Genomic DNA, 12605 nt, shown 5'->3' on the forward strand with positions numbered 1-12605 from the left:
GACTATCTGATTTGCTCACATATCGGGGCTAAAAACGTAAACAGCTCGCGCGAAGACCAGCTTTGTTGCCCATACGCCCGGACGGGTATAACAGGCATCAACGCATTGCAGATAACGACCTCATCGGCGGTCAGCAGCACCTCTTCCTTTGCGTGTACTTCGACACCGTAAAAGCCCGCACGTGCCAGCTGTTGCAAACAAAACTGGCGCATGATGCCGTTAACCCCAGCCTGTTCCAGCGAAGGCGTGAATACGTCGCGGCCCTTCCGCCAGAATAAATTAGCCGCACAGCATTCCGTAATGAACCCTTCGCTGTCAAGAACTAGCGCCTCATCGGCGTCCGTCTGTTCAAGATGAGTACGAATAAGTACCTGTTCAAGGCGATTAAGATGTTTTATTCCGGCGAGCATCGGGTTTCGCCCCAGGCGTACCGGGCTCAGCGTCAGCGTCACCCCCTCCTCACGCCAGCGCGCATAGTGAGCGGGATAAGCTGAAACAGAAAGAATACGCGTGGGATGCTGACAGGCGGACCCGTTGTACCCTCGCCCACCACTGCCGCGGCTGATGATAACTTTTAAGACGCCGCTTGTTTTGCCTGACGCCAGCCGACGCATCTCGCGTTCGAGAATGTCCCACTGGATGAAGGGAATCAGCAATTTCTCGCAGGCTTTTTGTAAACGACGAATGTGGGCGTCAGACAGACATACTTCACCGTCAAGAATACGCGCAGTGGTGAAACAGCCATCGCCAAACTGAATTGCCCTGTCGCTTGCCGGCAGCGTTTCTTGCTCAAGGCCATTAATTAAAAACATGGTGGCTCCTTATGCGTGGAGGCTCAGTCTGGCAGGATGTTATAAGCCGGACAAGGGAATTTTCCCTAATAAAAAAGGCCCGGCAAGCGGACCTTTTTTTATAGCTTTCGGGCAGTCAGGCTCAGACCTTTTTGAAGATCAGAGAACCATTCGTGCCGCCAAAGCCGAAGGAGTTACACAGGGTGTACTCCATACCGCTAACCTGGCGCGCTTCGTGCGGAACGAAGTCCAGATCGCAACCTTCATCCGGGTTATCCAGGTTGATGGTTGGCGGAACAGCCTGATCGCGCAGCGCAAGGATAGAGTAAATAGACTCTACTGCACCCGCCGCACCCAACAGGTGACCGGTCATGGATTTCGTGGAGCTGACCATTACGCGGCTGGCAGCCTCGCCGAAGATAGACTTAACCGCCTGAGCTTCTGCTTTGTCGCCTGCCGGCGTAGAAGTGCCGTGCGCGTTAACGTAGCCAATCTGCGCCGGGGTAATACCCGCATCACGGATCGCGTTTTCCATCGCCAGCGCAGCACCCGCGCCGTTCTCCGGAGGAGAGGTCATGTGGTAAGCATCGCTGCTCATACCGAAGCCAACGACTTCAGCATAAATTTTTGCGCCACGTTTTTTCGCATGCTCGTACTCTTCCAGCACGAGCATACCTGCGCCGTCACCCAGCACGAAACCATCGCGGTCTTTATCCCACGGACGGCTCGCCGCCTGAGGGTTATCGTTACGGGTAGAGAGCGCACGCGCCGCGCCGAAACCACCGACACCCAATGGGGTACTGGCCTTTTCAGCACCGCCCGCAACCATAGCATCTGCATCGCCGTACGCAATAATACGCGCGGCCTGGCCGATGTTATGCACGCCAGACGTACACGCGGTAGCGATAGAAATGCTTGGCCCACGCAGGCCGAACATAATGGTCAGGTGACCTGCCACCATGTTAACAATCGTGGACGGAACGAAGAACGGGCTGATCTTACGCGGTCCGCCATTCATCAGTGATGTATGGTTTTCCTCAATCAGGCCAAGACCGCCAATCCCGGAGCCGATAGCAGCGCCGATACGGGTTGCGTTCTCTTCCGTAATCTCAAGGCCAGAATCCTGCATGGCCTGAACGCCAGCGACAATTCCATATTGAATGAAGGCATCCATCTTGCGCTGTTCTTTGCGCGAGATGATCTCTTCACAGTTAAAATCCTTTACTAAGCCAGCAAATTTCGTTGCATAGGCGCTAGTATCGAAATGGTCGATTAGGCTGATGCCGCTCTGACCGGCAAGGAGAGCTTTCCAGGTGGACTCTACGGTATTGCCGACAGGAGACAACATGCCAAGTCCGGTCACAACTACACGACGCTTAGACACGTTTGTCCTCCAGGGAGGGATAAAAAAAGAGATTCGTGGGACTAAAAAAGATAAAACTCAGGCGGTCGAATGACCGCCTGGAGATGTTCACTTACGCCTGGTGGCCGTTGATGTAATCAATGGCAGCCTGAACGGTGGTGATTTTCTCAGCTTCTTCGTCCGGAATCTCAGTATCAAACTCTTCTTCCAGAGCCATTACCAGCTCAACGGTGTCAAGAGAATCTGCGCCCAGGTCTTCAACGAAGGAAGCGGAGTTCACAACTTCTTCCTGCTTAACGCCCAGCTGTTCGCCGATAATTTTCTTAACGCGTTCTTCGATAGTGCTCATACTCTTAAATTTCCTATCAAAACTCGCTTTCGCGATGGTTTTCGTAGTGTATAAAATGTTGAAAAATTTGCAACTAAATCCCGGCAGGTCTTACCACGATTTTACGTTATTTTGAGGCCATTTGCCCTAATAACGCAAATATTTTCGATCGTGATTAAACCATGTACATCCCGCCGTTGACGTGGAGGGTCTCACCAGTGATGTAACCCGCTTCGTCAGAGGCTAAAAATGCAACCGCACTGGCGATTTCTTTAGGGTCGCCAAGACGACCCGCCGGAACTGCCGCCAGCGTACCCGCACGCTGATCATCAGTCAGCGCACGCGTCATGTCCGTTTCAATAAAGCCCGGAGCAACAACGTTTACAGTAATACCGCGGGACGCGACTTCACGCGCCAGCGACTTACTGAAACCAATCAGACCCGCTTTCGCCGCAGCGTAGTTAGCCTGACCAGCATTTCCCATGGTACCAACCACAGAACCAACAGTGATAATACGACCATGACGCTTTTTCATCATAGCGCGCATTACCGCTTTTGACAGACGGAATACAGATGACAGGTTGGTTTCGATAATATCGTTCCACTCATCATCTTTCATTCGCATCAGAAGGTTGTCGCGTGTGATCCCGGCATTATTGACCAGAATATCCACCTCGCCAAACTCTGCGCGAATATTTTCCAGAACAGATTCGATAGATGCAGGTTCGGTCACATTCAGTACCAGACCTTTACCGTTCGCACCCAGATACTCGCTTATGGCCTGAGCGCCCTTCTCGCTGGTTGCTGTACCAATCACCTTCGCGCCGCGCGCAACCAGTGTTTCAGCAATTGCGCGCCCGATACCGCGGCTTGCGCCAGTCACCAGGGCGATTTTTCCTTCAAAACTCATGGTATTCCTCTTTTATTGCGAGAGTGCCGCTGACATCGCTTCCGGCTCGTTAATCGCCGAGGCAGTCAGGGTGTCAACAATACGTTTTGTCAGACCGGTGAGGACTTTACCAGGGCCGACTTCATACAGGTGCTCAACGCCCTGAGAGGCCATAAACTCAACGGTTTTGGTCCACTGTACAGGGCTGTAGAGCTGGCGAACCAGTGCGTCACGGATAGCCTCCGGCGCGGTTTCGCATTTCACATCGACGTTGTTCACAACGGAAATCGTCGGTGCGTTAAAGGTAATTTTTTCCAGCTCAGCCGCCAGTTTCTCAGCGGCGGGCTTCATCAGCGCACAGTGAGACGGTACGCTGACCGGCAGAGGCAGCGCGCGTTTCGCGCCAGCGGCTTTACAGGCAGCGCCGGCACGTTCAACCGCTTCTTTATGACCAGCGATAACGACCTGGCCCGGCGAGTTGAAGTTAACCGGAGAAACCACCTGACCTTCAGCGGATTCTTCACACGCTTTTGCAATCGCGGCATCATCCAGACCAATAATGGCAGACATGCCGCCGGTACCCTCTGGCACCGCTTCCTGCATGAACTTACCACGCAGTTCTACCAGGCGCACCGCGTCAGCAAACGCGATCACACCGGCGCACACCAGCGCAGAGTATTCACCCAGGCTGTGACCCGCAAGCAGCGCTGGCGCTTTACCACCCTGCTGCTGCCATACTCGCCACAGCGCAACGGACGCGGTCAGCAGCGCTGGCTGAGTCTGCCAGGTTTTGTTCAGCTCTTCGGCCGGCCCCTGTTGGGTCAGTGCCCACAGATCATAACCCAGCGCATCAGAAGCTTCACGAAAAGTCTCTTCAATGACCGGGTAGTTTGCTGCCATTTCAGACAACATCCCAACGGTTTGAGAACCCTGGCCCGGGAACACAAAAGCAAATTGCGTCATTTTTTATTCCTTATCCTAGAAACGAACCAGCGCGGAACCCCAGGTGAACCCGCCACCGAAGGCTTCAAGCAAGACCAACTGGCCCCGTTTGATTCGTCCGTCGCGTACCGCTTCATCAAATGCGCACGGTACCGACGCTGCAGAGGTGTTGCCGTGACGATCCAGCGTCACCACAACGTTATCCATCGACATGCCCAGCTTTTTGGCGGTCGCACTGATGATACGCAGGTTCGCCTGATGCGGTACCAGCCAGTCAAGCGCGGAACGCTCAAGGTTATTCGCTTCCAGCGTTTCATCAACGATGTGTGCAAGCTCTGTCACCGCAACCTTGAACACCTCGTTCCCTGCCATGGTCAGGTAAATCGAGTTGTCCGGATTAACGCGATCGGCGTTAGGCAGGGTCAGCAGTTCGCCATAGCTGCCATCGGCATGCAGATGCGTAGAGATGATACCCGGCTCTTCGGACTGCCCCAGCAGCACCGCACCAGCACCATCACCGAAAATAATGATCGTTCCACGATCGGTTGGATCGCAGGTGCGCGCCAGCACGTCAGCACCGATTACCAACGCATATTTAACGGCACCGGATTTCACGTACTGATCGGCAACGCTCAGGGCATAGGTGAAGCCAGCGCACGCGGCAGCGACGTCAAATGCCGGACAGCCTTTAATGCCGAGCATGTTTTGCACCTGACACGCCGCGCTTGGGAAAGCATGCGTGGCAGACGTCGTGGCAACCACGATCAAGCCAATCTCTTCTTTATCGATACCCGCCATTTCGATAGCGCGCTGTGCGGCTTCGTAACCCATAGTGGATACGGTTTCGTCTGGCGCGGCGATACGACGTTCGCGGATACCTGTGCGCGTGACAATCCACTCGTCAGACGTATCTACCATTTTTTCCAGATCGGCGTTGGTACGCACTTGTTTTGGCAGGTAGCTGCCGGTACCTAAAATCTTCGTATACATGTACGCTCAGTCACTTTTAGCTAATACAGATTCCAGGCGAGCGGCAATCCGCTGAGGGACTTGTCGCTGCACCGCCTGCACTGCCTGTTCAATGGCGACAGAAAATGCTCGCTGATTGGCGGCGCCATGACTCTTAATCACGATGCCGCGCAATCCTAACAGACAGGCGCCATTATACTGGTCGGGGTTGAGGTGACTGAATCGCCGCGTCAGGCTCTTTTGTAACCAACGCTTCAATAAAATCAACCACCAGGCGCTTTTTTTGCCTTCTCCCTGAGATTTCAGCAGAGAAAGGAACATGCGCACGACCCCTTCCATGGTCTTCAACGTTACGTTTCCGGTGAAGCCATCGCACACCAGAACATCCGTTTTTCCCGTCAGCAACTCATTGGCTTCGAGATATCCAATATAGTTGATGGAGGGAACCTGTTTGAGCATTTCAGCAGCTTCGCGAATGCTGTCCAGGCCTTTGGTCTCTTCTTCACCAATATTCAATAACGCAACGCGGGGATTGCTAATCCCGACCACGTCTTCTGCCAGCACCGACCCCATCACGGCGAACTGAGCCAGCATGGTACTATCACAATCCACGTTAGCGCCCAAATCGAGCACCACCGTCTTTCCCTTCTGCTGATGCGGTAACACCGTCACCAGCGCCGGTCGCTCAATGCCCTCAATCGGCTTGAGCAGTAATTTCGACAGCCCCATCAGCGCGCCGGTATTGCCGGCACTGACGCAAGCCTGCGCTCGCCCTTCTTTCACCAGTTCCAGCGCGGTGCGCATAGAACTGCCGCGGCTATTGCGAATCGCCTGCGAGGGCCGGGCATCACTGGCAATAACTGACTGCGCAGGAATAATCTGCAGACGCGAACGTTGTTCAAAGTCAGCTTTTGCAAGTAATGGCGTGATTGTGTCGGGATTGCCGACTAAAAGAAGTGTGAGTTGCGAATTAGAATTCAGTGCCTGCAATGCTGCAGGCACTGTCACGGAAGGGCCGAAATCTCCCCCCATGACATCTAACGCCAGGGTTAGACGTGTCAAGGTATCGTCGCAGCCTGGTTCGGTAACTTCCCCGTTTGCACGGGGAAATCCTCACTAAGCCTAATCACGCTGACGCGTGATTACTTAGTGATAACCTTGCGGCCGCGGTAGAAACCGTCAGCGGTGATGTGGTGACGCAGGTGTTTCTCACCAGAAGTCTTGTCTACAGACAGGCTGGTAACTGCGGTCAGCGCGTCATGGGAACGACGCATGCCACGTTTGGAACGGGTTGGTTTATTCTGTTGTACGGCCATGGACCTTACTCCTCAATTACTTACGCTTTAAGCTGGCTAATACGGCAAATGGGTTTGGTTTTTGCGCTTCATCAGGCAGTTTCCCAAAGACCATGTCCGCCTCGGACACTTCACAGTGTTCAGAATCATGCACCGGAACTACTGGCAAGGAGAGGATGATTTCATCTTCAACCAGAGCCAGAAGATCGATTTCACCGAATTCGTTAACCTCAATCGGCTCGTACGCTTCCGGGAGTGCTTCAGCCTGTTCGTCAGAACGAACCGGACTGAAACAATACGTTGTGTGAACATGCTGTACAAACGGTTTCCCGCAACGCTGACACTCGAGCGTTACCGTTACCTTCGCATCACCGGTTAAAACGGCGAGACGCTGGTTGTCGATAGCGAACGACATGGAGCATTCTACATCACTGTCCACACTGACTACAGATTCGGCAATACGCTCGGCCTGATCGGAAGTATAGATACCTTCGTAATCGAGGCGTTTTTGAGCCGTACGAACCGGATCAAGAGTCAGGGGTAATTTTACCTTTTGCATAGGGCGCGCATATTAACTTTGTAACGTCATAGAGTCAAAGAAAAAGGCAACCAGAGCTGCCTTTTGCCAATTATTCGCACACTTTGCCAATTATTCGCACACATTGCGGCCTGTAGTTTAAAATGGCTGGCATCGATACGCTATATCTGGTGATAAAAATATGCCAAATCTCGTACTTGCTTCCACGTCCCCCTACCGTCGAATGCTGCTGGAAAAGCTCGGGATCCCGTTTGAATGCGCCGCGCCGGACGTTGATGAGACGCCGCAGCCGGGCGAGTCGCCGCGTCATCTGGTGACGCGTCTTGCGAAGGAGAAAGCACAATCGCTGGCCGCACGTTATCCTGCACATCTGATTATAGGCTCCGATCAGGTTTGCGTGCTGGATGGCGAAATCACCGGCAAGCCCCATACGGAAGAGAACGCCTGCCAGCAACTTCTGCGCGCGCGTGGCAGTATCGTGACCTTTTATACGGGCCTGGCGCTCTATAACTCCGCCTCCGGCCATCTGCAAACCGAATGCGAGCCGTTCGACGTGCACTTCCGCCATTTAAGCGAGCAGGAGATTACGGATTACGTGCGCCGGGAACATCCACTGAACTGTGCGGGAAGCTTTAAAAGTGAAGGACTGGGGATTGCGCTGTTCGACAAACTGGACGGTCGGGATCCGAACACACTGGTGGGATTGCCGCTGATTGCCTTGTGCCAGATGTTAAGGCGTGAAGAGTGTAATCCGCTGACAATATGACTGGGACGTTGCGGCCTGATGCCCTCACCCCGGCCCTCTCCCACAGGGAGAGGGAGGAAGGCATAATCAGCCGCGCAGAACCTTCAGGCAGCGTTTCAACTGCTCATCCAGCGGCGCTTCAATACGGATAATTTCACCGGTATTAGGATGGGTAAACTTTAGCGCGGCCGCATGCAGGAACAGACGCGACAGCCCCGTGCCCGCCAGCTGTTTATCAAATTCGCGGTCGCCGTAGCGGTCATCAAACGCAATCGGATGGCCCGCAAACTGCGTATGGACGCGAATCTGGTGAGTACGTCCCGTCACCGGACTGCAGCGCACCAGCGTGGCAAACTCATAGCGCTCTTCAACCTTAAAGCGCGTCTCAGACGGTTTCCCTTCCTGGCTCACGCGGACAATGCGCTCGCCGCTTTGCAGAATGTTCTTCAGCAGCGGCGCCTGCACCACCTTCACGTGGGACTGCCACTGACCGCGCACCAGCGCCAGATAATCTTTCTGCATTCCCTTCTCGCGCAGCTGCTCGTGCAGGGAACGCAGCGCAGAACGCTTTTTCGCTACCAGCAGCACGCCTGAGGTATCACGGTCCAGACGGTGAACCAGTTCGAGGAAACGGGCTTCCGGACGCAGCGCACGTAACCCTTCAATCACGCCGAAGCTCAGTCCGCTACCACCGTGGACGGCGGTACCCGATGGCTTATTGAGCACCAGAATATGATCGTCCTCATAAAGGATAACATCGCTCAGGGCCGCGACTTTTTGCAGCTTCGGAGAAACCACCTCTTCTTCGCGTTCTGCCACGCGCACCGGTGGAATACGCACCTCATCGCCCGCTTCGAGCTTATACTCAGGCTTCACGCGTTTTTTGTTCACCCGCACCTCGCCCTTACGCAGGATGCGGTAAATCATACTCTTTGGCACGCCCTTCAGTTGGGTGCGCAAGAAGTTATCGATACGTTGCCCCGCGTAGTCATCCGCGATAGCAACCATTTTTACGGCTGGAGTCTCTGTTTTCATGGTTGGCGATTCTAAATATCGTCAGCCATTAGCGCCACTCATTTTTCTATGCTTATATTTACTTTTATCCGGCCTGCGCCCTGTTTCACGCAATCGATTTGGTGGTTATTAAACCAATCACCACCTTGAGGTGAAGAAACTGTGAGTAACCGGGTGATAATTGGTAAAAGTCATCTTGCTATAACCTGGCGAGCAGTGGAATAATGAGGCTGTTTTCCGCGTTAAATCCGGGTTTTGTAAGGATGTCGACGGAATGACCAATTTTGTCTGACCGATCATCAACGCAGCAATGGCGTAAGACGTATTGATCTTTCAGGCAGTTAGCGGGCTGCGGGTTGCAGTACTTCCCGGTATAAGGATTGTTCTCTGGAGAGTTCTACCCAGGCAATTCCCCTGATAATTGCGCTGTGTTTCCGTATGAAACACAGGCAACCGACACTCTGCGCCTCTTAAGCGAGCGACAACCGTGAGGTTGGCGACGTGAACAGACACGAGGCCATCGGTTCATACCCCGGAAAGCGTCACCTTGCCCGCAGCTTTGTCGTCAATGTAAGAATAACGAGTAAGTTACGATGAAAAGAATGTTAATCAACGCAACTCAGCAAGAAGAGTTGCGTGTCGCCCTTGTGGATGGGCAGCGCCTGTACGATCTGGATATCGAAAGTCCTGGACACGAACAGAAAAAAGCGAACATTTACAAAGGTAAAATCACCCGCATTGAACCAAGCCTTGAAGCTGCATTTGTCGATTACGGTGCTGAGCGTCATGGTTTCCTCCCTCTGAAAGAAATCGCTCGCGAATATTTCCCTGCAAACTACAACGCCCATGGCCGCCCAAACATCAAAGATGTTCTGCGTGAAGGTCAGGAAGTTATCGTACAGATTGATAAAGAAGAGCGTGGCAACAAAGGTGCCGCACTGACCACCTTTATCAGCCTGGCGGGGAGCTATCTGGTGCTGATGCCAAACAACCCGCGTGCGGGTGGCATCTCTCGCCGTATCGAAGGTGATGACCGTACCGAGCTGAAAGAAGCCCTGGCAAGTCTCGAACTGCCGGACGGCATGGGACTTATCGTACGCACCGCAGGCGTCGGCAAATCAGCCGAAGCGCTGCAGTGGGACCTGAGCTTCCGTCTGAAGCACTGGGAAGCGATCCAGAAAGCCGCTGAAAGCCGCCCTGCTCCGTTCCTGATTCACCAGGAAAGCAACGTTATCGTGCGTGCCTTCCGTGACTACCTGCGTCAGGACATCGGTGAGATTCTGATCGATAACCCGAAAGTGCTTGAGCTGGCTCGCCAGCACATCGCCGCGCTGGGTCGTCCGGATTTCACCAGCAAAATCAAGCTGTACACCGGTGAAATCCCGCTGTTCAGCCACTATCAGATCGAATCTCAGATCGAGTCCGCCTTCCAGCGTGAAGTGCGCCTGCCGTCCGGCGGTTCTATCGTCATCGATACCACGGAAGCGCTGACTGCTATCGACATCAACTCCGCGCGTGCAACCCGCGGCGGCGACATCGAAGAGACGGCCTTCAACACCAACCTTGAAGCCGCTGATGAAATCGCCCGCCAGCTTCGCCTGCGCGACCTGGGCGGTCTGATTGTTATCGACTTCATCGACATGACCCCTGTTCGCCACCAGCGTGCGGTTGAAAACCGCCTGCGTGAAGCGGTGCGTCAGGATCGCGCGCGTATCCAGATTAGCCATATCTCGCGCTTTGGCCTGCTGGAGATGTCCCGCCAGCGTCTGAGCCCGTCGCTGGGTGAGTCCAGCCATCACGTCTGCCCGCGCTGTTCCGGCACCGGTACCGTGCGTGACAATGAATCGCTGTCTCTCTCTATCCTGCGTCTGATTGAAGAAGAAGCGCTGAAAGAGAATACCAAAGAGGTTCACGCCATTGTGCCTGTGCCAATCGCCTCCTACCTGCTGAACGAAAAACGTGCAGCGGTCAGTGCGATTGAAGCGCGTCAGGGCGGCGTTCGCTGCATCATCGTGCCGAACGATCAGATGGAAACCCCGCACTATCACGTGCTGCGTGTCCGTAAAGGCGAAGAGACCAGCACCCTCAGCTACCTGCTGCCGAAGCTGCATGAAGAAGAGATGGCGCTGCCTTCCGATGAAGAACCCGCAGAGCGCAAACTGCCTGAGCAGCCAGCGTTAGCGACCTTCATCATGCCTGAAGCACCACCGGAAGCAGCCCTTGAAAAACCGGCGGCCAAGCCTGCAGCGCAGAAACCAGAAGCCGCGGCCGCGAAGGCCCAGCCGGCGCAACCGGGTCTGCTAAGCCGCTTCTTCGGCGCGCTGAAGAAGATGTTTGCGGGTGAAGACGTTCAGCCAGAGCAGCCGAAGGAAGAACCAAAAGCAGCCAAACCTGAGCGTCAGCAGGACCGTCGCAAGCGTCAGAACAACCGCCGCGATCGTAACGACCGCAGCGACCGTAACGAGCGTCGCGACAGCCGTTCAGACAACAACGAAGGCCGTGAGCCGCGCGAAGACAACCGTCGCAACCGTCGCGAGAAACAGCAGCAGAATGTTGAAGATCGTGAAATTCGCCAGCAGGCGGGCGATGAGTCCGAGAAGAGCAAACAGCGCGACGAGCAGCAGCCACGCCGCGAACGCAACCGTCGTCGTAACGACGAGAAGCGTCAGGCGCAGCAGGAAGTTAAAAACCTGAACCGCGAAGAGCCTGCTGAGCAGCAGGACGGCGAGCAGGAAGAACGTACGCAGGTTATGCCACGTCGTAAGCAGCGCCAGCTGGCGCAGAAAGTGCGCATCGGTGCGGCTCCGGTAGAAGAAACTGCAGTTGTGGCGGCTGAAGCGGCAGAAACCGCAACAGGTACTCAGGTTGCAAAAGTTGACCTGCCAGCCGTCGTGGACAATAACGTTGAGCAGGATGAAAACGGTGAAAACCGTGACAACGCAGGTATGCCGCGTCGCTCCCGCCGTTCTCCACGTCATCTGCGCGTCAGCGGCCAGCGTCGTCGTCGTTACCGTGACGAGCGTTACCCGACTCAGTCTCCAATGCCGTTGACCGTAGCGTGCGCGTCGCCAGAAATGGCATCCGGCAAAGTCTGGATCCGTTACCCGGTCGCTCGCCTTGAGCAGGCTGTTGAAGAACAGGCTGTTACCGAAGAGGTGATTACCCCTGTAGCAGCGGTTGAAGACGCGGTGACCGAAGCAGCAACCGTGGTTGAACCTCAGGTTGTTGAAGCGGCAGAACCACACGCAGTGGACGTCGAAACCACCCACCCTGAAGTGATTGCCGCGCCGGTTGATGCCGCACCGCAGATTATCGCTGAAGAGGATGTCGTGGTGGCTGAGGAAGTCGCTGAAGAGGCTGAACCTGTAGCCGCGGTAGAAGAAGCCGCTGAAACCCTCGTCGAAACCACCACTGAAGAAGTCGTTCAGGACGTTGAGATTCAGGTTGAGCCGGTTGTCGAAGAAGTGAAAGCGCCTGAAGTGAAGCCTGAGCCGGTTAAGGTTGTTGCCGCGCCTGCGCCAGCTCACGTTGCGACAGCGCCAATGACGCGTGCTCCGGCACCAGAGTATGTGCCTGAAGCCCCGCGTCACAGCGACTGGGTTCGCCCGGCGTTCAGCTTCGACGGTAAAGGCGCTGCAGGCGGCCACAGTGCAACGCATCAGGCGACTGCACCGGCGACGCGTCCGCAGTCTGTCGAATAACGACACTAAAAGTAAAAAGCCGACCTTCGG

The 12605-nt window shown here is 54.8% G+C and carries 12 protein-coding genes; 2 read left to right on the forward strand and 10 right to left on the reverse strand.

Annotation, left to right across the window (positions count from 1 at the left end):
* Positions 1 to 2: 2 nt before the first annotated feature.
* The 9 genes from pabC to yceD form a co-directional block, all read right to left on the reverse strand.
* A complete protein-coding gene (gene pabC / locus AB8818_RS05695) occupies positions 3 to 812 on the reverse strand; it encodes an aminodeoxychorismate lyase (RefSeq protein ID WP_371199849.1) in 810 nt (269 codons plus the stop codon).
* Positions 813 to 933: 121 nt separating this feature from the next.
* Positions 934 to 2175, reverse strand: coding sequence for a beta-ketoacyl-ACP synthase II (gene fabF / locus AB8818_RS05700; RefSeq protein WP_045630098.1), 1242 nt, complete (start codon positions 2173 to 2175; stop codon positions 934 to 936).
* 91 nt (positions 2176 to 2266) lie between these two features.
* Entirely contained in the window at positions 2267 to 2503 is a 237-nt protein-coding gene (acpP, locus tag AB8818_RS05705; protein WP_003857954.1) for an acyl carrier protein, read from the reverse strand.
* Between the two features lie 154 nt (positions 2504 to 2657).
* Positions 2658 to 3392, reverse strand: a complete 735-nt coding sequence (gene fabG, locus AB8818_RS05710) for a 3-oxoacyl-ACP reductase FabG (protein WP_080327518.1) — start codon at positions 3390 to 3392, stop codon at positions 2658 to 2660.
* 12 nt (positions 3393 to 3404) lie between these two features.
* Positions 3405 to 4334 carry an ACP S-malonyltransferase gene (gene fabD, locus AB8818_RS05715; RefSeq protein WP_028012717.1) on the reverse strand — a complete coding sequence of 310 codons (930 nt, stop codon included), beginning with the start codon at positions 4332 to 4334 and terminating at the stop codon, positions 3405 to 3407.
* Positions 4335 to 4349: 15 nt separating this feature from the next.
* Positions 4350 to 5303 carry a beta-ketoacyl-ACP synthase III gene (locus AB8818_RS05720; protein WP_116340666.1) on the reverse strand — a complete coding sequence of 318 codons (954 nt, stop codon included), beginning with the start codon at positions 5301 to 5303 and terminating at the stop codon, positions 4350 to 4352.
* A gap of 6 nt (positions 5304 to 5309) precedes the next feature.
* Positions 5310 to 6344 (reverse strand): phosphate acyltransferase PlsX, encoded by a 1035-nt coding sequence (plsX, locus tag AB8818_RS05725; protein ID WP_116340668.1) that lies wholly within the window; start codon positions 6342 to 6344, stop codon positions 5310 to 5312.
* Positions 6345 to 6424: 80 nt separating this feature from the next.
* A complete protein-coding gene (gene rpmF / locus AB8818_RS05730; protein ID WP_003857964.1) occupies positions 6425 to 6598 on the reverse strand; it encodes a 50S ribosomal protein L32 in 174 nt (57 codons plus the stop codon).
* Between the two features lie 16 nt (positions 6599 to 6614).
* Positions 6615 to 7136: a 23S rRNA accumulation protein YceD gene (gene yceD / locus AB8818_RS05735; RefSeq protein WP_371199850.1), complete on the reverse strand. Its 522-nt coding sequence runs from the start codon at positions 7134 to 7136 to the stop codon at positions 6615 to 6617.
* A gap of 160 nt (positions 7137 to 7296) precedes the next feature.
* On the opposite strand from yceD, the gene AB8818_RS05740 reads away from it, so the two are divergent.
* Positions 7297 to 7881, forward strand: coding sequence for a nucleoside triphosphate pyrophosphatase (locus AB8818_RS05740; RefSeq protein WP_163328748.1), 585 nt, complete (start codon positions 7297 to 7299; stop codon positions 7879 to 7881).
* Positions 7882 to 7947: 66 nt separating this feature from the next.
* Here the strand turns inward: AB8818_RS05740 and rluC are convergent, their stop codons facing one another.
* On the reverse strand, positions 7948 to 8895 hold the full coding sequence (rluC, locus tag AB8818_RS05745) for a 23S rRNA pseudouridine(955/2504/2580) synthase RluC (RefSeq protein ID WP_048999989.1): 948 nt from the start codon (positions 8893 to 8895) through the stop codon (positions 7948 to 7950).
* Between the two features lie 572 nt (positions 8896 to 9467).
* Here rluC and rne point away from each other — a divergent pair.
* Positions 9468 to 12575: a ribonuclease E gene (gene rne, locus AB8818_RS05750; protein ID WP_192981694.1), complete on the forward strand. Its 3108-nt coding sequence runs from the start codon at positions 9468 to 9470 to the stop codon at positions 12573 to 12575.
* The last annotated feature ends 30 nt before the right edge of the window (positions 12576 to 12605 follow it).

The sequence above is a fragment of the Enterobacter sp. KB-280D8 genome (assembly GCF_041399405.1).
Classification (GTDB): domain Bacteria; phylum Pseudomonadota; class Gammaproteobacteria; order Enterobacterales; family Enterobacteriaceae; genus Enterobacter; species Enterobacter cloacae_N.